We start from the raw sequence: 20905 nt of genomic DNA, 5'->3' as shown, positions 1-20905 counted from the left end.
CAATGGTTCACACAACATACCATTAGCCTCGTTCGGGCCGTGGGCTCGCCGACTTGCGGAGGTTCGATGTTCGGAGTCCTCAACGTCCACCAGCTCAAATTTGTCGAGAGCAGGGATGTTGGAGGCGCAGTGCGAGCCTTCCGGTTCCAGCCGGACACGGACTTGGGCTGGGTAGCGGGTCAGCACGGTCTGCTGCGGCTCCCGGGAATGAAGGTGAAACCCTTCACGATTGCGTCGGCGCCCGAAGAGGAGTGCGTGGTGATTGGTACATCGCTTCTTTCCGCGTCTGCTTACAAGCGTCGCCTCGGTGCGCTGACGGTCGGAGATCGCGTGACGTTTCACGGACCACTGATGAACTTCACGCTCGGCGACGACGAACTCGACGTCGTGATGCTCGCCCAAGGAGTAGGCATCACCCCCTTTCGTGCAATGCTCCGCGCACGCGCGCTAGGTGATGCTCAGGCCTCGACGACCACGCTCGTGCACGTAGCCAGCGACCACGCCTTCCGATCCGACACGGAAGCCGATGCGACGGCCGGTCTTTACCCGCACCATGCTGCGGAATTCGCCGAGATCGTCGAGGCGTTGGCTCGTAAACGGCCGAACGCTGCTTATCTCATCGCGGGGCAACGTCGTTTCGTCACGTCGGCCGCGTCTCTGCTTGCCGACGCAGGTGTGGGCCGTGGGCAGATACGGCGCGACACCTACCTGGGTTACACCCCGCGCGGCGATTCGACGTGAGGTGTCCCGGCCTGCTCGCAACTGACCTCAAGGAAGATCCATGAGCGCCAACGTCATTCCCATTCCGCTGGCCATGAGCAATACTTTTCTTCTGCGCGGCGACAGACCCATCCTGGTCGACGCTGGTAAGCCTGGCGAGGACGACCGCTTGATAGCCGAATTGGCCCGAGCTGGAGTGAAACCCGAGGACTTGGCGCTGATCATCCTGACGCACGGGCATACCGACCACACCGGTGCGGCCAGGACCTTCGAACGGTTCGGGGTACCTATTGCAATCGGCGCCGGAGATCGAGACCTCTTGAGAAACGGGAAGAATGGGGTGCTTCCTGCGACCGGGGCCGTTGGCAATGTACTGCGGCCTTCGGTGAAGCGGATGACCTGCGAGGGGGTCACACCGCAGATTTTGGTGACCGAGCCATTGCGACTCGACGAGTACGGGTTCGGCGGCGAAGTCCTGCCGGTTGCAGGCCACACGCCTGGCTCTTGCGCGGTGGGCCTCGATTCCGGCGAGTTCATCATCGGTGACCTTTTGCGAGGTGGCTATTGTCTGGGCCATCTTCGCCCCCATCGGCCACTGCGTCACTTCTACGCCGAAGACGTGGGCGAGGTTCGTCGTGCACTCGACGGGCTCCTCGAGAGGGACCCACGGCGGTTCTACGTGGGACACGGCGGCCCAGGCGTGGACTTGGCTTCCGTGCGCGCCCGCATCGACAAGGTCGCACCCCATCGCTGAAAGCGCGACTCAATCCACGCGTCGTGGCACCGACCAGGAGCATCAGGCGCCGAGGATCACCGCCTCGATCTCGGACCACGCGTGCGCGAGATGATCTCGCATCGAATGCGCGGCATCTCCTTCGTCTTGAATGTAGATGGCATCCAATATTCGTTGATGGGCTGCAGCCGAACTGGACTTGACGACCTCGAACGAATGGCTGTCGAACCGCGCAAACAACGACGAGCGCGCCTCCTCGACAGCCCTGTAAAGGCATCGGTTGCCACTAGCCTCGGCGATCGTCAGGTGAAACGCCGAGTCCGCACGCCGGAAAGACACGACGTCGGTCGAGTCGAGCAACAGCCGGCACTGTTCAGCCAAGTCGGCGAGCTGGCCGTCACTCCGGCGTTCGGCGGCCAGACTGGCCGCCACGGGCTCAACCCCGAGACGCACCTCGTGGATCTCCTTCAGGTGTGCACGGACATCGAGCGCCCACTGCTGTCGCTGCCGATCGGTCATTGCAGGGACCGCCACCGTCGACCCACCTGTGCTTCCGCGTCGTACGGTGATCAGCCCCTCTCCTTGAAGCACCCGCAATGCCTCTCGGATCGTCAGACGAGACACCTCGAACCTCTCTGCCATTACGCGCTCGGACGGCAGCCGCTCGCCGGGGCGCACCTCGTGCAACCAAATTGCACGCCGTAATCGCGCGACGACCTGTTCGTGAGCTGCCGGAACATTGATGGGGTCGAGTCCGAGAGTGTCGGCAGCCGCCGGCGAAGCCCGCGACACACTCCTATTACGGAGGGCAACACGCTCTAAGACCGACAGCGCAGCCTCCGGCGAGATGGCTCGCTCGGCGGTGACCGACCTGAAGAAAAGCCCTTCGATCGTGGAGACGAAGGTCAGACGGTCGGCGCGGTCCGCGACGTATCGTGCAGCGAATTCGTCGACGGCGCTGAGCCAGCGGCCCAACTCTGCACGTAGGTCGGGCCTCCTCGAGGCCATGAGGTAGACCTCATACTCTGCGATCAGCTCAGGACGGTACTCAACGGTGCTGGCGGCGATGTATTCGGCGAGTTGTTTTAGCGCCGTATCGGGGTCGTCCGGCAACGCCCGGAGGGCGGCGACGTAGCGGTCGTTGATCCTAGTCAGCGCCGCGATCAGTAGATCGTCGACAGTTGAGAATTCACGGGTTATCGACCGAGCATCGAGTCCAGCTTCATCGGATATCGAGCGTCGGGTCAAACCGGCCACGCCGGATCTCCCGATGATCCGCATGGTGGCGTCGATAAGTTGGACCCTACGTCTTCCTTCAGCTGTGGCCTCATCCGATTCAGCCGCGAAGTGGTCGAAGTCGGCCCGCATTTCTTCCTCCTCACATCCAAGTGAAGGTGAGATGAGACCTGCGCCTGATCTCGACTATGGACGTTCCAAAAATAGGGTAGTAAAGATGCGCTGGCGACAATGCAACCGGAGATCGTCTGGCAACGCCAGCGCTGGCTGTCCAGGGTCGACGGAGCCGAGTGTGTCAACGGTTCCTGAAAATTGACCCACTTCGGGTGTCGCAAAGTTGACCGTCCACGCGCTGGGAGTCGCCGCTTGCACGCTATGTCATTTTTAGCGTTGGCGAGCGGATGGGGAGGCAGCGCGGCAGGACGTGGATTTGTACGGTGGGGCGAGTTCTGTATCGCGACCTCGCTGCGGTAGCTGGTTCAGTCAGAACTTCCTGACACCGGGACGTCGGCGGAGAGTTGACTCGTGCTGACCGTCTGGTGGAGCTATTGTTTGACGGAGTCGCCGGGTTTGTGTTGTGACGGTGCGAGTATTGGCGCGCGACAACCACATCGAGAGCTGAGCGTTGAAGTCTAACGGCGAGACGAACTGCCTTCCGGGAGAAAAGAGGACTCCAGATAGCCGTTGACCCGCTCGACCAGATTCATGTACTCCGGGTCTTGTGGCGGAGCCAAATGAATGCGGGTGGCTCAAGTGCCGGCGAACGCCGTCGCCACGGTCGACACTGGGCGTGCGAGACCAGACATTTCACAAGCCATTTCGCAACAAATCAAGTCGAAGGCGACGTAACGTCACGCACTGCGAGGCCGACTGTCCGTTACCCAGCCACAGACTAAAGCTAGGGGAGAAGTCGGCCCGATAGTCGGCCAATGGCGGACGGATGGGGGATCCGCCGCAGACTTGACCGCTACCCAGGCAGGCCTGCAGCCCGTACGGCATCGCGGATGATTGCCCGCTCCGCATCGGCCAGCGGAACAACTGGGGGTCGTGAGTACGCCTCGTCGATCCTGCCCAGCACTTTGAGTCCCTCCTTCATCCTGTTGAACTGATCGATTACAGGCGCGGCATAGAAGACTTGCGTCAAGTCGTAGATCCGGTCAGACGTGTCGCGAGCAGCCTTGAGATCGCCACCCTCGACCTCGCGAAAGAAGGTTCCGATAGTCGCGATCGTTGAGGATCGTGGAGTCGGCACCAATCATGATCAGACCAAAGGTGACCAGGCCCATGAACACGATGATCCCGGCATGCATTCCTTCAAGGGACACCATCAGGAGCTTGCGGATCCCGCTGGACGTCGGCCGGGAATTGTCGCACAGAGGCGTTCGGATTGGTGTCTGGCAGCGGTGGACCGACCCGCAGCCCGGGACCTAACCGGGGTAGGCGCCGCGCAGCCGTGCGCCGTGCTTGCACCAAGTGCATGCTGACGTGGCGAAGTGTCGAGGCGTTGGAGGTCGTGTTGGCACCGGGGGCGTCACCCGGGTTGCAGGGGGCGGGTGCCCGTGCGGGGTGCCTCGTCATCGTGCGAGACCAGAAGCGGTGTGCGGTATCGTCCCTCCGGCGGCACCCTTTACAGCGCGAAGTCGGGTCGCGCCGCCCAGCAGGAGAGAGGGCCTTCATGTCGGATGCGTCGGTCGAACGAATTCTCGAAGAACTGCAGGCGGCGTGGAACAGCGGCGACGGTCATCGTCTCGCCGCGGTATTCGCCGAGGACGCAACGATGGTCGACGTCCGGGGGCGAATGCTGAAGGGTCGGTCGCACATTGGTGATGAACACCAGACACTGTTCGAGACGATCTTCAAGGAAAGTACTTTCCAGATCGAGCTCCTCGACGCGTACAGCTTGGGCGAGGGCTTGGTCTTGGTGCACACCTCGTCGATCGCGCACATTCCAGATGGTCCCCGCGCCGGCCAAAACCATGGCATTCAAACCCAGCTCATCCGCAACGGGGAGATCTTCGCATTCCAGAACACTCTCTGCGCTGAGTAAGGGCATCGGCCCGCCGGCGGTGGGACGTCGCACCTGACAGCAACGCGAGACACTTGACCGGTGGTGGCAGCCTGACTGCGCCATCGGCGTAGGACCAGCTGAGCCCAACGCGCCGCTGCAGGAGACAACGGCCTCACCGGTCACTTGTGAAGCTGGCTATGCTTCGTGGATTCCTCCGGGGTCAGATGTCTGACCCAGCCGAGCTTCCCGATGAATTGGTGATCAGCGCGATCACGCTGGCTGAGCTGTCCGTAGGTCCACACGTCGCCCATGACGATGCTGAGCGCGGCGCTCGGCAGCAGCACCTGCAGCAGGCCGAGGCGGATTTCGACGTCCTACCGTTCGATGGGGATTGCGCCCGGGCGTTTGGAGCCGTAGCAGCGGCGCTGCGTGCGGCGGGTCGCAAGCCGACTGCGCGCGCCTATGACGCTCTTATTGCCGCCAGTGCAATCGCACATGGAGTGCCGCCGGTCACGTGCAACCCCACCGACTTCACTGGAATCCCGCGACTGGAACTACGGTCAGTTAACCACCCGCATCACCGATGATACTTACAGGCGCTTCAATAGGGTTGCGATACAACGTGACTCGAAGCTAGATGACATGATCGTCGCTATCGTGCACTTTGATCTGTCGGGACGGCGTGCGCGGACTTATAGAAGGTCACTTGGCTCAATGTCGAGAACCGAGTAGAGCGGGTTGAGCTCGGCGGCGGAGCGGGTTTCGGTACCGGCGCCGTCGACGTAACGCTGCGAGGTGACCATGGATTCGTGTCCGAGGAGCTTCATCAGGGCGTATACGCTGACGTTGGCGTTGGCGAGTTCGCTGGCAAAGGTGTGGCGAGACCGTGCACCAGTGCGCCGGAGGTGCGTTCGCCGTTGATGCTGGCCTTCTTGAACGCTCGCAACAGTCGATGCTGCAGCGTTACGCGGGTGATGCGTTTTCCGTCGGCCCCCACGAATAGGTGAGCGTTGGGGAAAACTGTTGTTGCACACCGTTGCTAGATTCGCGTCGGCGGGCCTGGGGGAAGCGGATGGAGCGTGTCTGCAGGTAGTCGTCAACGAGGTTGAGCAGGTCTTTGGCGACGGGTAAGCGACGGTCGTTGTTGCCCCTCCCGCGTACGTGCAGCACGCCGCCGTCGTCGGTGCGGCGGAAGTCGCCGACATTTGGCGTGGAGGATTTCCTCGGCCCGCAGGCTGGCCAACAACGAAGTGAAGACGATGGCGCGGTCGCGCTCGGGCCAGTCGCTGGATCGCGCTTCGCCACCGTCACGACACCGGCACCTGGCAGTCGACCACCGAGGGCCCCTGCTGCTGGAGGCGCACCGCCCCGTCGATCACCACTCGGCAGGCGAGTGCCGAACCGTCGGCTGATGCGGTGACCCCCGAGGAAAAGCTGAGCTCCGGTGATGCCATGACGAACGTCCACGGCACACGCATGTCCACCGCGCGGCTGACGCCCGTGGCGTCGATGTAGGACGCCGTTCCCGCCGCTCCGTCCGTCCCGTCCACCTCGTAGGCCACTGTGTGCGGTCGCTGATGACCTAGCGACGGCGGCTTCGGCGAATGCCCCACCGCCAGATCAGGTATGTCGCTGAGCCGGACGACTTGGCCCTTACCGCCGTCGCGACCATCGAAGGAGCGGTCCTTTTGTGCGTTGCGAACCAGTCCGTCGAACCACTCGACGCCGCCGAGAGGGTCCTGCTGCACCTCGTCGAGCACTCGACCGGTCCTCGACGTTCCGGCTTCGACGACTCATTTGCTCCATCAAGAGACTAACTGAACACGCCGCCAGGTTTACCCGGTCGCGCTTCGTGGTGGTGGCACCACCGCCCGATGTGAGTGCCGGGAAGCCCAAGAGCGGACGTATTCGCATCACGTGCGAATAACCAACTTAAGAACTGACATAATGTCGCTTATCGGCACAACGTTGACCATGCGATGGGGTGGATGCCCGTGAATGCCTCTGTGTCAGTGCCCGATTCGGTTTGGCTAGACAGTCTTTCGCGCACGACGCTGGTGCTGCTCTCCGGCCATCAACGGCACTCGAATCTGCAACCCTCCCGCGCCGCGACTGCCGTCGATGCGTCCCAGCGGCTTCATTCCAGCCGAAGTCATGGCCCCCTGGCCGACGAGACAGGCGCTCCGAACGCCCTTGCTCTATACGTAAATTCGTCACAGTGACGATATGACGGCGTCTTGGTCCCGTCCACGATTCTCTTGGCGACGCGGCGGATGGCGCGCCACCGTCCGGTGCGAAAGCCTAGCGCGGCAGGCCGAATCGCAGGGCCGAAGCATCCGGTGGCTAGCCTTGGGGCGCCTGCCCTTTACCCGTTGTCAGACCTAATGGGCGCGGGACGCGTAGCGTCGGTGCGTGCGCTCACCGCTCTGGCTCGTCGTCCTCGTCGGCGTGCTCGTCACCGCGTTTCTGCCGGTGCCCACCGTCCGCGCCGACGTCCCGGGGCGGGCGGTCGTCATCGTCTCCGGTGGCGACGCCGTCAGTCCGTTCACCACTCCGGATGCCGCCTGCGCTACGGGGTTGGCCGCCGGCAACACCGACACCGGGCTGCGTGAGGATCTTCTGAGCGGTAACGAAATCGTCTACACGTCACCGGCAATGGCCGGCCGCGGGCCGGTGGTCGAGCAAGGTGGTTTCGGCGCGTTCGGCGACTGTCCGATCACGCTGCCCGAGAACATGACGGTCGACTCGACGGCCAGCATCGACCTCGCCGGCGAACACCTCGCGCGTTTCGTCACCTACCTGCACGACACCCTCGACGTCGGCGAGGTCGACTTCGTCGCCCATTCGATGGGCGGCCTGTACTCGCGGTCGGCGATCCGCGTCCTCCAGGGCATCGCCTCTCCGGTTCGCATCCGATCGTTGACCACCATCGGAACCCCGTGGGAGGGGTCGTTTCTCTCCGACTACGCCAACGGCATCACACCGCTGTCGGACTGCCTCGGAGACGCGTTCTGCGAGAAGAGCATGCAGGTCATGAAAGACGAAGTGACACGGCTGATGTCGGGATCCGGACGCGAAGTCAACCAGGGCTACCTCATGGGCGCCACGGGCTGGAACGACGCACAGGCCGGCGTGCTGGACGACATTCCCGTGGTCCTCATCGGCGGCGCCCGCTTCACCCACGCCGGGGCCGCCAACCCCATGGTGTGGCCCAACGACGGCATCGTCACACGCACCAGCGCGCTTGCCACCGACGTCGGCGACCGCGTGCTGCCTCATCGCCGCTGTCTCGCCTTCGACGACACGCACAGCATCTTCATCGCCGACGCCGCGGGTTTGCCGTGGACCGACGCGCTGACATGGGATCCGCGAGTCTTCGACGCCGTCCGTGGCGCCATCGACACCGCGGACACCGAATTGTCCCGACCCAACCGCGTGGGCTGCTGACGCTGGGTCGGGTCAGCGAGTCTCGTTGGCGTCACCGGGGTGTGGCACGTTGTCCTCGTCGACGTAAGCGGCGTGGTCGGTGTCGACCTCGGAATGGTCGCGCGGGCCCTCGTTGGATCCTTGGGCCTCCACCGCGTCCGCAGCGTCGCTGGGCATCGTCATGAGCACATCCTCTTGCTTGAATCCGCCGGGCTGCTCCCGCCGGAATGACACGTCGGGGTGGGTGCCCCAAATGGGGTCCGCTGAATCGGATACGACCGACATCCGGATTCGACAGCCGATCCGACCCTGCACGCTCGGCGGGTGCGGCATCATCATCTGGCACGGCCACCCCCAACCGGAAGGTCCCATGCCCGAGCAAGAATCCTCTCAGCACGGCGACGTCGAGAATCTCGCCGACGCACTTCTGGCGGCCATCGAGGAAGGTGCCGAGGCGGGCCCTGACGAGGAGCAGTCCTCCCCCGACCTCGTCGGCGGCGCGGCCTTTGCCTTTCGGCGACTGGGCATCGAATTCGTCCGTCGCTACAACCGTCTCGACGTGGCGGCCGAGCCCGTCGCCCTGACCGACCCGGTCCTCTTCGTCGCCAATCACGGGTTCGGTGGCATCTTCGACCTCAACGTGTTCGCGGTCGGGGCCACGTTCGAGGAACTCGAACTGGATCGTGACGTGACCATCTTGACCCACCAACTGGCGTGGACGCTCGGTGTCGGCCGCCTCATCGAGCCGCTAGGGGCGCGACCGGCCAGCTCGGAGTCGGCGCAGGACGCGTTCGACCGCGGCGAGCATGTCGCCGTGTTCCCGGGGGGCGACGTCGACGCCGCCAAGGCCTGGGAGGACCGCAATCGCATCAAGTTCAACGGGCGCAACGGGTTCGCGCGTTTGGCGATGGAGGCCGGCGTGCCCATCGTGCCGATCGTCACCGCCGGTGCCGGCGAGTCGCTATTCGTCATCTCCAGTGGAGAACGTCTGGCCCGGGCGATTCGTCTCGACAAGCTGCTGCGCGTCAAAGCGGCGCCGGTGAGCGTCTCGCTGCCCTGGGGCCTCAGCATCGGGGCCGTCGGCATGCTGCCCTACTTGCCGTTGCCCACCAAACTGACGACCCGCGTGCTGCCCGCCATGACGCCGGACGACGGCGAGGACGCCGCCGACTACGCGACGCGCGTGGAGGCCGTGATGCAGGAGGCCATGACGGACATGACCGCCAACCGGATCCCGCTCATCGGGTAGTCACGCGGCCGTCGCCGGACACGGCCGCTAGTAGAGGTACCGCGCCATGCCGCCATCGACGTTCAACGTCACCCCCGACACGTAGGAAGCGCGCGGGGACACCAGGAAGGCTGCCACGTCGGCGATTTCGTCGGGCGTCCCTACTCGGCCGGCGGGAACGCCGTCGAGCACCTCCGGTGGCAGACCACCGGGGAAGACCTGTTCGACGCGACCGGTCTGGATGTATCCGGGCGCCAGGCAGTTGACCGTGATTCCGTCCCGGCCGACGTCTCGAGACAGGCTCTTGAGGTATGCCGTGGACGCATTTCGCACCATGCTCGACACCCCCAGATTGGGCATCGGCTCCTTGACGCCCGTGGCAGTCACCGCCAGAATTCGGCCGGCGCCACTGCTGCGCAGATGCGGCAGGCTGGCCCGGACAAGTCGAATCAGGGGTAGCACCAACGAGTCCACACCGGCCAGCACCGACCCCTCACTGATGTCCTTGGCTGCCTCCGGCGCCGGCCCGCCGGTGTTCCACACCACGACGTCCAGACGGCCGAATTCGGCGACGGCGGTGTGGACCACGCCGTCGACGGCGTCGGCGTCGGTCAAGTCGGCGACGTGGGCGACGGCGCCCAATTCACTTGCACGCTGCTGCAACACGTCTCGGCGACGAGCCGTCATGATCACGTCGGCGCCCTCGGCGGTCAGCCGACGCGCGATGGCCAAACCGATGCCCGACGACGACCCACAGACGATGGCCGCACGGCCCCGCAGCTCGAGATCCATGCGTTCTCCTCGTCGCAGCCCCGCCTGTCACGGTAGCAACCTGGGGCCTACCGCTCCCGAGGCGAAGCGGCGTGGCTGCCGTTCCCCCACGCTGACGACAGCTCGCCGTCACGACGGCGCTGCCAACTGTTCATCGCATCGTGATCCGACTCGGCCCTTCGTCGGCGATGACGACCGCGAGCCTTCGGTAACGTCGACACCACATGAGCGCCCTGATCACCGAGACCGCCACCCCGACGTCTTCGGCCCACGACGACCTCCCCCACGTCCTCGCCGACACCGTCGACGAGATCCTGCGCACCCCCAGCTCGCGAGGAACCATTCATCTCGTCTGTGCGGCGCTTGCGATGGTCGCCGCCGCCGCCCTGGTACCCGCGGTGTCGTCATCCGCACGACCCCACGCCGGTCTGGCAACGTTCGTCTACGGCGTGTCGATCGTCGCCATGTTCAGCGTGAGCGCCGTGTACCACCGAGTGCGGTGGCGCAGCACGGCCGCTCGCACCTGGATGAAGCGTGCCGACCATTCGATGATCTTCGTCTTCATCGCAGGCAGCTACACACCGCTGGCGGTACTGGCCATGCCGCCGCAGACGGCGAAGCTCGTGCTCACGATCGTCTACTCGGGTGCGGCGGCGGGAATCGTCCTCAAGATGTTCTGGCCTTCGGCCCCCCGGTGGGTCGGAGTGCCGCTCTATCTGATCCTCGGTTACACGGCGGTCTTCTTTGCCGGGGTCTTGCTCGACGGTGCGGGACCGGCCGTCGTGGGTCTCCTGTGTGCCGGTGCCGTCCTCTACAACATCGGCGCAATCCTCTACGGTGCCCGGTGGCCCAACCCGTGGCCACGCACGTTTGGCTACCACGAGTTCTTCCACGCCTTCACCGCCGTCGCCGCGGCCTGCCACTTCGCGGCCATCTCGTTGGTCGTCCTCTAACACCGACGACGCGATCCCGTCCGCCGTTGCCGCACATGGTCGTTGGGCGTTCGCTCCCAATCGACTGACAGTGCACTGACGATGCCCGTTCCGAGGCGTCAAACTCAGACACGTCGGCTACACCGGTGGGGTCGGGAGCAAACGATGTTCGATGAAAGGCCACGATGACGAAGAATCGATGGACCAGATTGGCCGCCGGCGCGGCGGTTTCAGCGTCCCTGGCAGGCGCCGGATTGGGTCTGCTTCCCGCGCTTGCTCATGCCGACCCGCCGTGCCCGCCCGGCCAGTTCTGTGGACCTGGCGGACCTGGCGGACCCGGACAGGGCGACCACGGGAACCGCGGCTGGCATGACGGCGGTTGGCAGAACGGACCGGGCGGACCCGGCGGACCAGTGCCCCCACCTCCTGGCGGCCCCGGCGACCCCGGCGGACCGCCACCTCCACCGGCCTGGCGGCCGGCCCCGCCGCCACCGCCGGGCTTCCAACCGGGTCCCGTCCCGCCACCACCGCCGTGGCAGCAGCCAGTGCCGCCGCCGCCGTGGGCTCCGCCGCCGCCGCCCCCGCCGCCGTGGCAGCAGGATGCACCGGTGATCTGGGATCAGGGACAGAACGCTTGGGGTTTCTGGCTCGGGCCCATCTGGATTCCGCTGTAACCGATCGCGCTGGGCTGTCGCTGAAGGTCTACTTCAGCGGCAGCCCGGTGATCGCCCGGGCCATCACCAGGCGCTGAATCTCGCTGGTGCCCTCGAAGATGGTGAAGATCTTGGCATCTCGGTGCATGCGCTCCACGGGATAGTCCCGCGTGTAGCCGTTGCCGCCGAGAATCTGTATGGCTTCGTCGGTGACGTAGACCGCCGTCTCGCTGGCGGCGAGTTTGGCCATCGAGCCCTCGGCGTTGACGAACGGCTTGTCGTTGCGGGCCATCCACCCCGCCCGCCACACCAGCAGCCGCGCGGTGTCGATCCGAGTCCTCATGTCGGCGAGCTTGAACGCAACCGCCTGGAAATCGCCGATCTTGCGGCCGAACTGCTCGCGCTCCTGCGCGTAGTCGAGGGCATATTCGTACGCCGCCCGGGCGACGCCCAGGGCCATCGCACCCACCGTCGGGCGGGTGCGTTCGAAGGTCTTCATGGCGGCTTGGCCAGCCGAGCTCTTGCCCTCGCGAGCCCGGGCAATCCGTTCGTCGAACTTCTCCTTGCCGCCGATGATCAGCCGACCCGGGATGCGGACGTCGTCGAGGACCACCTCAGCGGTGTGCGATGCCCGGATGCCGTGCTTCTTGAACTTCTGGCCTTGGCTGAAGCCCGGGGTGTCCGGCGGGATGATGAACGTCGCCTGACCACGCGAGCCTAATTCCGGGTGCACGGACGCCACGACGATGTGCACGTTGGCGATGCCGCCGTTGGTGGCCCATGTCTTCGTGCCGTTGATGATCCACTCGTCGCTGGCCTCGTCGTACCGGGCTCGGGTGATGATGGCGGACACATCCGAGCCGGCTCCGGGCTCCGAGGCGCAGAACGACGCGAGAAGGGGATCCTCGACCGTGCCGAACATCTGAGGTAGCCACTCCCCCAACTGCTCTGGGGTCCCAGTCGCGGCCAACGACGCTGCGGCCAGACCGGTGCCCAGAATCGACAGGGCGATGCCCGCGTCACCCCAGAACATCTCCTCGAACACGGTGAGCAGCCCGAGGCCGGTGGGTTCAGCGGCCTGGGTCGCGAAGAGCTCCACGGAGTACAACCCGACCTTGGCGGCCTCTTGGATGATCGGCCACGGGGTTTCCTCCCGCTCGTCCCACTCCGCCGCCGCGGGCCTGACGACCTTCTCGGCGAAGTCGTGAACCCAGTCACGAACTTCGATCACGTCGTCGGAGAGCTCGAGCGAGAACGTCATGCGACAGTTCCTTCCGGATGGGCTGGCTGCGCGCAGCAACCATGGCGCGCTATTCGGTGAACGACTGTACGCAGTGTTTCTGGGTACCGCGTGACGGACCCCCGTCGGTCAGACGGCGCGAATCCGCCGTCGCCCGGGTCAGCGGTTGAGCCACCAAATGCGGCTCGACAGCACGGTCGCGAACGCGCACCACGCCGGGTAGGCCCAGAGTGCCTTCGCGGGGGTGCCGTTCACCCGAACCGCGCGCGCGGTGAGGTCGGCGCTGCTGACGGCCAGTGCACCGGCGAGCACTGCCGACGGGCCGAGCTGGCGGCGGTTGAAGAAGAGCCAGGACCAGCTGCCGTTGAGGACCAAGTTGAGGACGAGCAGTTTCGTGTAGGTCCGGGCCTCGTCATGGGCCCCGCGGTCGTCGAGCGCGTCGAGGGTGGCCGCCGACACGACGGCGACGTCGGTGTAGAGCAACGGCCACACGATCGGGAAGGCCTGCTTCGGCGGTTGAAAACTCGGTTTGCGGAGCGTTTGGTACCACTTCGACTGAACTGCGGGTCCGGTGGCCAAACCGCCGAGCACGGCGGTTGCCGCGGCGGCACCTGCCGTCTTCGCGAGGGTGAGCGCGCGCATGCGACTCCTTTCGACCTTTCGAACGTACCTGGCAACGGATTACCGCAAGCGGATTCCGCGCCGAGGAGACGTCAGAGTGCCGAATCCGATTGTCTGGATGTAAATTCGTTGCGGAATCGCTTGCGAAGGTCACCATGATCGGCGATTGTTTATCCACGGTGCACGGGTTGAGTGCGGATCGCGTCCCAATGGGACGCGCCCGGGCCTCGTGCCGAGATCCTTAGGAGGTAGTCCTGAGCGGCACACGCGGCACCACAGTCGGCGGCTCCACCACCGACATCAATACCGGCGTTCCCGTGCCGGGTACGCCGGTCATCGAGATCGACCACGTGACGAAGCGCTTCGACGACTACGTCGCCGTGGCCGACGCCGACTTCTCGATCGCCTCCGGTGAGTTCTTCTCGATGCTCGGTCCGTCCGGCTGCGGGAAGACCACGACGCTACGCATGATCGCCGGGTTCGAGACGCCGACCGAGGGCGCCATCCGGCTCGAGGGCGTCGACGTGTCGTCGGTGTCCCCGCACAAGCGCAATGTCAACACGGTCTTCCAGCACTACGCCCTCTTCCCACACATGACGGTGTGGGACAACGTCGCCTACGGACCGCGTAGCCAAAAGATAGAGAAGTCCGAAGTCACCCGGCGGGTCGACGAACTGCTGGAGGTCGTGCGGCTCACCGACTTCGCCAAGCGCAAGCCGGCGCAACTCTCCGGCGGCCAGCAACAACGCGTCGCGCTGGCCCGGGCGTTGGTCAACTACCCCAGCGCGTTGCTGCTCGACGAGCCGCTCGGTGCGCTGGACCTGAAGCTGCGCCACGCCATGCAATTCGAGCTCAAGCGCATCCAGCGCGAGGTCGGCATCACGTTCATCTACGTGACGCACGACCAGGAGGAAGCGCTCACGATGAGCGATCGGATCGCGGTGATGAACGCGGGAAACGTCGAGCAGATCGGCACCCCTACCGAGATCTACGACCGTCCTGCCACGGTGTTCGTGGCAAGCTTCATCGGGCAGGCCAACCTGTGGCCCGGCGTCCAGAATCGAGTCGACGGCGATCTCGCCGAGCTGTCCGTACTGGGCACGACGCTGCGGGCCAAGCCGGGTGACACCAAGATCGAACCCGGCGGGCAGGCAACCCTGATGGTCCGTCCCGAGCGCGTCCGCGTGTCGATCGAGCCGCCGACCGGCGACGTCGCCACGGTCGCGGCCACGGTGACCGACCTGACGTTCCAGGGGCCGGTGGTGCGGTTGTCGATGGACGCCCCCGACGGGTCTCCGATCGTCGCCCACGTGGGCAGCGAACAGAACTTGCCGCTGCTGCGCCCTGGAGACCGGGTGCACGTCGCCTGGGCGCCGGACGCGTCCTTGGTTCTGCCGGCCGCCGACATCCCCACCACCGAAGACCTCGAGGAGATGTTCGACGCGCCCCTCGAGCCCTGACATCCACGCAATCCCGAGCGCCCCGCTCCGAAAAGCCCTCCCGTTACCCCTGAAAGGCACCCCATGGCGAACGAGTTCGACCCTCGGCAGCTGTCTCGGATTGCGTCGACCCGAACGTCGCGGCGACGACTCCTCGGCGGCGGCGCGGCAGCGGCGGCGGCACTGGCACTTGGCCCGTCGTTCCTCGCCGCGTGCGGTTCGAGCAGCACCACCAGTTCCAGCAGTTCGTCGGCGCCGCCACCCGATGACGGCAAGCCCGCGAGCGGCAACCTGCGCATCTCGAACTGGCCGCTGTACATGGCCGACGGATTCGTGGCCGCCTTCCAAAAGGCCAGCGGTCTGACCGTCGACTATAAGGAAGACTTCAACGACAACGAGCAGTGGTTCGCCAAGAACAAGGAGCCGCTGTCGCGCAAGCAGGACATCGGGGCCGACCTGGTGGTGCCCACCCAGTTCATGGCTCTGCGGCTCAAGCAGCTGGGCTGGCTCAACGAGATCAGCGAAACCCGCGTGCCCAACCGAAAGAATCTGCGGCCCGACTTGCTGAACGACAAGTCCGACCCGGGCCGCAAGTTCACCGCGCCCTACATGAGCGGCATGGTGGGCCTTGCCTACAACAAGGCGGCAACGGGCCGCGAGATCACCAAGATCGACGATCTGTGGGATCCGAAGTTCAAGGGCAAGGTCAGCCTCTTCACCGACATGCAGGACGGCCTCGGCATGATCATGACCTCGCAGGGCGGTGACGTCGCCAACCCCACGATGGACTCCGTGCAGAAGGCCGTCGACCTGGTGAAGGAACAGAAGGACAAGGGTCAGATCCGTCGATTCACCGGAAACGACTACGCCGACGACTTGGCCGCGGGCAACATCGCGATTGCCCAGGCCTACTCCGGCGACGTCGTCCAATTGCAGGCCGACAACCCGGATCTCGAATTCATCATCCCCGAGTCCGGTGGTGACTGGTTCATCGACACCATGACCATCCCGTACACCACCCAGAACCAGCATGCGGCCGAGGCGTGGATCGACTACGTCTACGACCGGGCCAACTACGCGAAGCTGGTGGCGTTCGTGCAGTACGTTCCGGTGCTGGCCGACATGACCGACGAGCTCAACAAGCTCGACCCCAAGCTCGCCGCGAACAAGCTGATCAACCCGCCGCAGGACTTCCAGGACAAGTTGCACACTTGGGCTGCGCTGACCGACGAGCAGACTCAGCAATTCAACACGGCCTACGCGGCGGTCACCGGTGGCTAGGCGTCGGGTGCGCTCGTGGCAGGAGTAGCAAGCAGCAGTCGCCAGCGCAGCAAGATCGCGCCGTACCTGATGATCCTGCCGGGTCTGGCGTACCTGGCCATCTTCTTCGTGGTGCCGTTCTGGTCGCTGTTCCGGACGTCGCTGTCGAGCATGGGCGGCTCGATCTACCTGCCGCAGTTGACGTTTGCGTGGAACTTCGGCAACTACGCCCATGCGCTGTCGACGTATCAAGACCAAATCCTGCGCTCGCTGCTGTATGCCTTCACCGCGACCGTGGTGTCGTTGGCGATCTCCTATCCGCTGGCATACGTCATCGCGTTCAAGTCGGGGCGGTACAAGAACCTCCTTCTGGGCTTGGTGGTCCTGCCGTTCTTCGTGACGTTCCTGGTGCGTACGTTGGCCTGGAAGACGATCCTGGCCGACGACGGCATCGTGGTGCAGACGCTCAACACCCTTGGTCTGCTCCCTCCGGACGGACGGCTCCTGTCGACCAGCTGGGCGGTCATCGGCGGGTTGATCTACAACTCGATGACGTTCATGATCCTGCCGCTCTACGTGAGCCTGGAGAAGATCGATCCTCGGTTGCTCGAGGCGTCTCGCGACCTGTACTCCTCGGGCACCCGGGCGTTCACCAAGATCATCTTCCCGTTGTCGGTGCCCGGTGTGCTCGCAGGGAGCCTGCTGGTCTTCATTCCGGCCATGGGTGACTTCATCAACGCCGACTATCTGGGCAGCACGCAAACCACGATGATCGGCAACGTGATTCAAAAGCAGTTCCTCGTGGTCAAGGACTACCCAGGCGCTGCCGCACTCAGCTTCCTGCTGATGGCGATGATCCTGGCGGGCGTGCTGTCCTACACGCGGGCCCTTGGTACGGAGAACCTCGTATGACGGTGCAAGAAGGCGCGGCGGTCGTCGACCTGATCGACCAGCCGCGGCGGTCGAAGCGATCCATCCGCGGCAACGGCAGGTTCGGCGACATCGCCCTGCGGGTGGTCGCCGGGTTGGTGCTGCTCTACATCTTCGTCCCAATCTTCGTGATCGTACTGTTCTCGTTCAACAAGCCCGCGGGCAAGTTCAACTACACGTGGCAGGGGTTCACCCTCGAGAACTGGGCCGATCCCTTCAAGTACCCGGCCTTGGCCGAAGCCCTGAAGATGAGCCTCGAAGTGGCGGCGCTGTCCACTCTGATCGCCTTGGTGCTGGGTACCTTGTTGGCGATTGCATTGGTGCGGCAGCGGTTTCGGGGTAGTGGCGCGGTCGACACGTTCCTGGTGCTGCCGCTGACCGCGCCCGAGGTGGTCATGGGTGCTTCGCTGCTGACGTTGTTCCTCGACCTCGGTTGGGCGACGGGGTTCACCACGATCCTCATCGCGCACGTCGCCTTCGAGATCAGCTTCGTGGCGATGACGGTGCGCGCCCGAGTCCGGGGTTTCGACTGGACGCTCGAGGACGCCTCGATGGACTTGGGGGCCAGTCCCACCCGGACGTTCTTCCGGGTGACTCTGCCCCTGATCGTCCCGGGCATCGTCGCGGCGGCGATGCTGTCGTTCGCGCTCTCGCTCGACGACTTCATCGTGACCTACTTCGTGAGCGGGTCGACGGTGACCTACCCGCTGTACGTCAACGCGGCGACGAAGGCCGCCGTGCCACCTCAAATCGACGTGCTCGCCACCGCAATCCTGGTGATCAGCCTCGTACTACTGATGGCGGGAACGCTGTACCGCCGCAAGCGAATCGCGCCCTAGGCGGCCCGTTCGGCCGCCTTGCCTCGATGCGCCGACAGCGCACTGCGGGTGCGGGGCGAAAGGCCGGGCTCGACCATCGGTCGCCGGCGACGGTGGATGCGCGCAACCTCCACGACGACCGAGGCCACCTGGTCCGGCTCGCCGTGCACGGTGAAGGTCCGACGATCCCACCACATCATCTTGGTCTCGTACCGCGCGTCGGGGTACGGCGTGGCGGGAATGGGCGCCACCACCCCGCCGGTGGACCGCCATCGCTCCAGGGTGTGTGCCGCCGAGGTGGCCATGTAGTAGTCCACTCCCAACAGGGCAACGAGGTGAAACCCGCTGCGGGCGTGCAGTTTTGCCCGCTGCCTGGTGCAATGGCCGCCTCCGTCCATCCACGCGGCCTTCATCTCGATGACGCCCGACGGGATGCGTTGCGCCAGCATGGTGCGTACTGCGGACTCCCCCGGCTGACCCGCCCATTCGACGACGGCATGGGAGTCGGTCGGTGCGGCCAATGCGCCCTTGGTTCGGACACCGCCGATGACGCGGCCGTCGACGTCGGTCATCACCCAGAACAGCGCGGTGTCGGCGGCGCACCGTTCGGCGTCGGCGTCGATGGCGTCACTGACGCCGAACTTGGCGTAGCTCGCGACAGCGCCCCGGTGGTATTCGCCGAATAGATCGGGTGCTGCCGCGGGTTCGGCTATCGTGACCGCGCATTCCGCAGCCGAGTCCCACCAGGACATCGTGCCTCCCGGCACGTACTGACCTGGTTTTGCGAGTTCCAACGTCGTCATGGCTCCGCTTTCATCGCCGATTCTGCCAACTAGAGCAATATAATACCTTTGGTCAGAATGTGCTCTAAGCAGGGCTTTGCGTTCCACGAAATATAGGTAGCAAATTAATTGCCCAATTGAACAAGCGATTTGGTTCCCAGTAGCCAATGGCGCTCGGCGGGCCGCCGCCCATGGGCAAGGACCAGCGCTCGTCGGCGTAGAACGACGGATTGCGCAGTTGCTCGTCGGCGCGTGAAACTCGAGGCGACGTTGCTGTGGACGCCGATCGGGAGGAGCGCGGCACCGCGCGTGTCGGGTCGGCCGTCAAGCCACGTCGACGAGGGCGGGGGTTCGCGATCCGCTACGGGCAGCGCCGATTCCGGCGGCGACGACCAGGCAGATGCCGACCAGGCCGGCGCCGTCGGGCGCCTGCGAGAGCACGGCGAATCCGATCACCATGGCGAACGCCGGCTCGACGGCCATGAGCGTGCCAAAGGCCGCGGTGGTCAACCTGCGCAGCGCCATCAGCTCCAGCGTGAACGGAATCACCGGCAGGAGGGTGGCCAAACCGACTCCCCAGAGCAGGATCTCGGGGGTGACACGCGGTATGACTGCGGGGCCGACGACGAGGGTGGAGAATACGGCGGCCACGGACATGGACAGCGCGAGACCGTCGACGCCTTCCACGCCGTCGCCGACGCGCTGGGTGAGCAGGATGTAGCTACCCCAACACGCGCCGGCACCGAGTGCGTACGCCACGCCGATCAGGTCGACGGCGTCAGCCCACGGCTGGGTGAGCAGCGCGACGCCCGTGGCGGCCAGCGCCGGCCATACGATGCGGCTGCGTCCCTTGCCTCGGACCACCGCTACGCCAAGCGGGCCGAGGAACTCCAGTGCACTGGCCGTTCCGAGCGGAATGCGCTCGATCGACGCCATGAACAACAGCGTGACCGCGGCGGTCACCACCCCGAGGACGACGCATGTCAGTGCGGTCGTCCTGGTGAAGGCCGACGGCCGCGGCCGCACGAAGGCGACGAGCAAGACGCCGGCCCACGTCAGCCGCAACCAGGCCGCCCCCTCGACGCCGATCTGGTCGACCAATCCCAGCGACAAGGCCAGGCCCGCTTGGACGCACAGCATCGACGCCGATGCCATCGTCACTCCGGTGCGGGCCTGATCCTTGGACACGAGTGCATTGAAGGCCACGATTAACGTTCGCGTCCACGTGATAAAAGGGGACATACCGTTCACGAATCGTGGACGGTCAGTCAGATGCTTTCGGCCACCGGCGTGTCGTCGGAGAAGTCGATCTGCGCCTGCGGGTTGCTCACCGCCGTGATGAGACCCGTGCCGAACGCACCGACCCGGTCGTACAGCGTCGCCGCGCCGACACTGATGCCGTCTGACGTCCAGTGCGAGTCGGCCTGGAGATAGATCCACTCGTCGACCGGAAGTCGGGCCAGCGCCACGGTCAGGTCGCCGTTTATGTAGCCGATGCCTGCGGTGCCGAGGTTGGTGACCAGGCTGGTGCCCTCCGCGGAGTAGGCGGCGTTGACCAACGGCGTGTTGCGCACCCCCTCCACCACGTCGATCGCACGGTTGAGGAACCGCTTGCGTGAAGAATTTCGGTGGTCGGCGATCTTGGGACTCCACCCCGCGTCGTCGCTGCCGACCCGCAGTGGGCTGGTCTCGTCCACGTCCGGCGGCGTCGGCAACTCCATGATCGCCGACCATTCCTCCCCGGGTGGCGCCGACGAGCGGCGATACTGCACCAGGGTCGCCTTCGCCACCACGGCGCCGTCCTGGACGAGCTCGCACTCGGAGTTGCGCACCCGCCTGCCGTCGCGCACCAACCGCGCCCTGACGGTGGTCGACACCCCGCGCGCGGCCTTGAAGAGGTCGACGGTCAGGCGCGCGGGCATGAATTCCTCGAGGCCGAACTGGTCCTCGATCGTGCGTGCCGCAAGACCGACCAATGCCGGACCGTTGAGATGATCTGGGCCCCAACGGCTTCGGGCATTGGAGGTGGGTAGGAACGTGTCGGTCGACGTCTGGACGAAGTGAGCCGCACGCGCTGTCATTCTCGAATCGTCGCACGGGGCGGACAA

The 20905-nt window shown here is 65.2% G+C and carries 23 protein-coding genes and 1 pseudogene; 13 read left to right on the top strand and 11 right to left on the bottom strand.

Annotated elements, in window-relative coordinates:
* Nucleotides 1-66: 66 nt before the first annotated feature.
* Nucleotides 67-741 carry an FAD-dependent oxidoreductase gene (locus tag H7K45_RS28725; RefSeq protein ID WP_263999571.1) on the top strand — a complete coding sequence of 225 codons (675 nt, stop codon included), beginning with the start codon at nucleotides 67-69 and terminating at the stop codon, nucleotides 739-741.
* A gap of 40 nt (nucleotides 742-781) precedes the next feature.
* Entirely contained in the window at nucleotides 782-1474 is a 693-nt protein-coding gene (locus H7K45_RS28720) for an MBL fold metallo-hydrolase (RefSeq protein ID WP_263999570.1), read from the top strand.
* A 42-nt stretch (nucleotides 1475-1516) separates the two neighbouring features.
* Here H7K45_RS28720 and H7K45_RS28715 read toward each other — a convergent pair whose 3' ends face one another.
* Nucleotides 1517-2821: an FCD domain-containing protein gene (locus H7K45_RS28715; protein WP_263999569.1), complete on the bottom strand. Its 1305-nt coding sequence runs from the start codon at nucleotides 2819-2821 to the stop codon at nucleotides 1517-1519.
* Nucleotides 2822-4268: 1447 nt separating this feature from the next.
* Between H7K45_RS28715 and H7K45_RS28705 the strand changes: the two genes are divergently transcribed.
* Both H7K45_RS28705 and H7K45_RS28700 read left to right on the top strand, forming a co-directional pair.
* Nucleotides 4269-4736, top strand: a complete 468-nt coding sequence (locus H7K45_RS28705) for an SgcJ/EcaC family oxidoreductase (RefSeq protein ID WP_263999568.1) — start codon at nucleotides 4269-4271, stop codon at nucleotides 4734-4736.
* 158 nt (nucleotides 4737-4894) lie between these two features.
* Nucleotides 4895-5284, top strand: coding sequence for a PIN domain-containing protein (locus H7K45_RS28700; protein ID WP_308206446.1), 390 nt, complete (start codon nucleotides 4895-4897; stop codon nucleotides 5282-5284).
* A gap of 105 nt (nucleotides 5285-5389) precedes the next feature.
* Here H7K45_RS28700 and H7K45_RS31630 read toward each other — a convergent pair whose 3' ends face one another.
* From H7K45_RS31630 to H7K45_RS31740, 3 genes and pseudogenes are all read right to left on the bottom strand, one after another.
* Entirely contained in the window at nucleotides 5390-5524 is a 135-nt protein-coding gene (locus H7K45_RS31630) for a hypothetical protein (RefSeq protein ID WP_308206447.1), read from the bottom strand.
* Between the two features lie 9 nt (nucleotides 5525-5533).
* A pseudogene (locus tag H7K45_RS31625) lies at nucleotides 5534-5902 on the bottom strand (hypothetical protein); the annotation flags it as partial.
* A gap of 102 nt (nucleotides 5903-6004) precedes the next feature.
* Nucleotides 6005-6259, bottom strand: a complete 255-nt coding sequence (locus H7K45_RS31740; RefSeq protein WP_372512676.1) for an MmpS family transport accessory protein — start codon at nucleotides 6257-6259, stop codon at nucleotides 6005-6007.
* A gap of 42 nt (nucleotides 6260-6301) precedes the next feature.
* Here H7K45_RS31740 and H7K45_RS31735 point away from each other — a divergent pair, with 42 nt between their 5' ends.
* A complete protein-coding gene (locus tag H7K45_RS31735; protein ID WP_372512675.1) occupies nucleotides 6302-6514 on the top strand; it encodes an LmrA/YxaF family transcription factor in 213 nt (70 codons plus the stop codon).
* Nucleotides 6515-7109: 595 nt separating this feature from the next.
* Complete coding sequence (locus tag H7K45_RS28685; protein WP_308206445.1) at nucleotides 7110-8144, top strand: esterase/lipase family protein; 1035 nt, start codon at nucleotides 7110-7112, stop codon at nucleotides 8142-8144.
* A 12-nt stretch (nucleotides 8145-8156) separates the two neighbouring features.
* Here the strand turns inward: H7K45_RS28685 and H7K45_RS28680 are convergent, their stop codons facing one another.
* Entirely contained in the window at nucleotides 8157-8306 is a 150-nt protein-coding gene (locus H7K45_RS28680) for a hypothetical protein (protein WP_263999565.1), read from the bottom strand.
* A 187-nt stretch (nucleotides 8307-8493) separates the two neighbouring features.
* Here H7K45_RS28680 and H7K45_RS28675 point away from each other — a divergent pair, with 187 nt between their 5' ends.
* Nucleotides 8494-9372, top strand: coding sequence for a 1-acyl-sn-glycerol-3-phosphate acyltransferase (locus H7K45_RS28675; RefSeq protein WP_263999564.1), 879 nt, complete (start codon nucleotides 8494-8496; stop codon nucleotides 9370-9372).
* A 27-nt stretch (nucleotides 9373-9399) separates the two neighbouring features.
* Here the strand turns inward: H7K45_RS28675 and H7K45_RS28670 are convergent, their stop codons facing one another.
* Nucleotides 9400-10143: an SDR family oxidoreductase gene (locus H7K45_RS28670; protein WP_263999563.1), complete on the bottom strand. Its 744-nt coding sequence runs from the start codon at nucleotides 10141-10143 to the stop codon at nucleotides 9400-9402.
* A 203-nt stretch (nucleotides 10144-10346) separates the two neighbouring features.
* Here H7K45_RS28670 and trhA point away from each other — a divergent pair, with 203 nt between their 5' ends.
* Together trhA and H7K45_RS28660 are read left to right on the top strand one after the other, a co-directional pair.
* Nucleotides 10347-11075, top strand: a complete 729-nt coding sequence (gene trhA / locus H7K45_RS28665; RefSeq protein ID WP_263999562.1) for a PAQR family membrane homeostasis protein TrhA — start codon at nucleotides 10347-10349, stop codon at nucleotides 11073-11075.
* A gap of 164 nt (nucleotides 11076-11239) precedes the next feature.
* Entirely contained in the window at nucleotides 11240-11728 is a 489-nt protein-coding gene (locus H7K45_RS28660) for a hypothetical protein (RefSeq protein WP_263999561.1), read from the top strand.
* A 28-nt stretch (nucleotides 11729-11756) separates the two neighbouring features.
* On the opposite strand, the gene H7K45_RS28655 is transcribed toward H7K45_RS28660, so the two are convergent.
* Together H7K45_RS28655 and H7K45_RS28650 are read right to left on the bottom strand one after the other, a co-directional pair.
* Entirely contained in the window at nucleotides 11757-12968 is a 1212-nt protein-coding gene (locus tag H7K45_RS28655) for an acyl-CoA dehydrogenase family protein (protein WP_263999560.1), read from the bottom strand.
* Nucleotides 12969-13106: 138 nt separating this feature from the next.
* Complete coding sequence (locus tag H7K45_RS28650; protein WP_263999559.1) at nucleotides 13107-13589, bottom strand: TspO/MBR family protein; 483 nt, start codon at nucleotides 13587-13589, stop codon at nucleotides 13107-13109.
* A 296-nt stretch (nucleotides 13590-13885) separates the two neighbouring features.
* On the opposite strand from H7K45_RS28650, the gene H7K45_RS28645 reads away from it, so the two are divergent.
* The 4 genes from H7K45_RS28645 to H7K45_RS28630 all read left to right on the top strand — a co-directional run bounded on the left by H7K45_RS28645 (nucleotide 13886) and on the right by H7K45_RS28630 (nucleotide 18036).
* A complete protein-coding gene (locus tag H7K45_RS28645; RefSeq protein WP_308206444.1) occupies nucleotides 13886-15028 on the top strand; it encodes an ABC transporter ATP-binding protein in 1143 nt (380 codons plus the stop codon).
* Nucleotides 15029-15091: 63 nt separating this feature from the next.
* Entirely contained in the window at nucleotides 15092-16288 is a 1197-nt protein-coding gene (locus H7K45_RS28640; RefSeq protein ID WP_263999558.1) for a polyamine ABC transporter substrate-binding protein, read from the top strand.
* Nucleotides 16289-16303: 15 nt separating this feature from the next.
* Nucleotides 16304-17179, top strand: coding sequence for an ABC transporter permease (locus H7K45_RS28635; protein WP_263999557.1), 876 nt, complete (start codon nucleotides 16304-16306; stop codon nucleotides 17177-17179).
* A complete protein-coding gene (locus H7K45_RS28630; protein WP_263999556.1) occupies nucleotides 17176-18036 on the top strand; it encodes an ABC transporter permease in 861 nt (286 codons plus the stop codon). The genes H7K45_RS28635 and H7K45_RS28630 overlap by 4 nt, the downstream gene beginning before the upstream one ends.
* Here the strand turns inward: H7K45_RS28630 and H7K45_RS28625 are convergent.
* The 3 genes from H7K45_RS28625 to H7K45_RS28615 all read right to left on the bottom strand — a co-directional run bounded on the left by H7K45_RS28625 (nucleotide 18033) and on the right by H7K45_RS28615 (nucleotide 20878).
* Entirely contained in the window at nucleotides 18033-18818 is a 786-nt protein-coding gene (locus H7K45_RS28625; RefSeq protein WP_263999555.1) for a hypothetical protein, read from the bottom strand. The two genes, H7K45_RS28630 and H7K45_RS28625, sit on opposite strands and share 4 nt — an antisense overlap.
* A gap of 303 nt (nucleotides 18819-19121) precedes the next feature.
* A complete protein-coding gene (locus tag H7K45_RS28620) occupies nucleotides 19122-19985 on the bottom strand; it encodes an EamA family transporter (RefSeq protein ID WP_263999554.1) in 864 nt (287 codons plus the stop codon).
* An 80-nt stretch (nucleotides 19986-20065) separates the two neighbouring features.
* Nucleotides 20066-20878, bottom strand: a complete 813-nt coding sequence (locus H7K45_RS28615; RefSeq protein WP_263999553.1) for an acyl-CoA thioesterase domain-containing protein — start codon at nucleotides 20876-20878, stop codon at nucleotides 20066-20068.
* Between the last annotated feature and the right edge of the window lie 27 nt (nucleotides 20879-20905).

Source organism: Mycobacterium yunnanensis, from assembly GCF_025823185.1.
In the GTDB taxonomy this organism is placed as follows: Bacteria; Actinomycetota; Actinomycetes; order Mycobacteriales; family Mycobacteriaceae; genus Mycobacterium; species Mycobacterium yunnanensis.
The sequence above is the reverse complement of the archived record's forward strand: the minus strand, read 5'-3'. Positions and strand labels throughout refer to the sequence as shown.

What these genes read in the sequence shown, in the direction of transcription:
- H7K45_RS28670 (WP_263999563.1), bottom strand. Translation starts at nt 10,143, where the DNA reads ATGGATCTCGAGCTGCGGGGCCGTGCGGCCATCGTCTGTGGGTCGTCG.
- H7K45_RS28655 (WP_263999560.1), bottom strand. Translation starts at nt 12,968, where the DNA reads ATGACGTTCTCGCTCGAGCTCTCCGACGACGTGATCGAAGTTCGTGAC.
- H7K45_RS28625 (WP_263999555.1), bottom strand. Translation starts at nt 18,818, where the DNA reads ATGACGACGTTGGAACTCGCAAAACCAGGTCAGTACGTGCCGGGAGGC.
- H7K45_RS31735 (WP_372512675.1), top strand. Translation starts at nt 6,302, where the DNA reads ATGCCCCACCGCCAGATCAGGTATGTCGCTGAGCCGGACGACTTGGCC.
- H7K45_RS28700 (WP_308206446.1), top strand. Translation starts at nt 4,895, where the DNA reads ATGCTTCGTGGATTCCTCCGGGGTCAGATGTCTGACCCAGCCGAGCTT.
- H7K45_RS28660 (WP_263999561.1), top strand. Translation starts at nt 11,240, where the DNA reads ATGACGAAGAATCGATGGACCAGATTGGCCGCCGGCGCGGCGGTTTCA.
- H7K45_RS31630 (WP_308206447.1), bottom strand. Translation starts at nt 5,524, where the DNA reads ATGAAGCTCCTCGGACACGAATCCATGGTCACCTCGCAGCGTTACGTC.
- H7K45_RS28640 (WP_263999558.1), top strand. Translation starts at nt 15,092, where the DNA reads ATGGCGAACGAGTTCGACCCTCGGCAGCTGTCTCGGATTGCGTCGACC.
- H7K45_RS28675 (WP_263999564.1), top strand. Translation starts at nt 8,494, where the DNA reads ATGCCCGAGCAAGAATCCTCTCAGCACGGCGACGTCGAGAATCTCGCC.
- trhA (WP_263999562.1), top strand. Translation starts at nt 10,347, where the DNA reads ATGAGCGCCCTGATCACCGAGACCGCCACCCCGACGTCTTCGGCCCAC.
- H7K45_RS28680 (WP_263999565.1), bottom strand. Translation starts at nt 8,306, where the DNA reads ATGACGATGCCCAGCGACGCTGCGGACGCGGTGGAGGCCCAAGGATCC.
- H7K45_RS28715 (WP_263999569.1), bottom strand. Translation starts at nt 2,821, where the DNA reads ATGCGGGCCGACTTCGACCACTTCGCGGCTGAATCGGATGAGGCCACA.
- H7K45_RS28650 (WP_263999559.1), bottom strand. Translation starts at nt 13,589, where the DNA reads ATGCGCGCGCTCACCCTCGCGAAGACGGCAGGTGCCGCCGCGGCAACC.
- H7K45_RS28725 (WP_263999571.1), top strand. Translation starts at nt 67, where the DNA reads ATGTTCGGAGTCCTCAACGTCCACCAGCTCAAATTTGTCGAGAGCAGG.
- H7K45_RS28615 (WP_263999553.1), bottom strand. Translation starts at nt 20,878, where the DNA reads ATGACAGCGCGTGCGGCTCACTTCGTCCAGACGTCGACCGACACGTTC.
- H7K45_RS28630 (WP_263999556.1), top strand. Translation starts at nt 17,176, where the DNA reads ATGACGGTGCAAGAAGGCGCGGCGGTCGTCGACCTGATCGACCAGCCG.
- H7K45_RS28720 (WP_263999570.1), top strand. Translation starts at nt 782, where the DNA reads ATGAGCGCCAACGTCATTCCCATTCCGCTGGCCATGAGCAATACTTTT.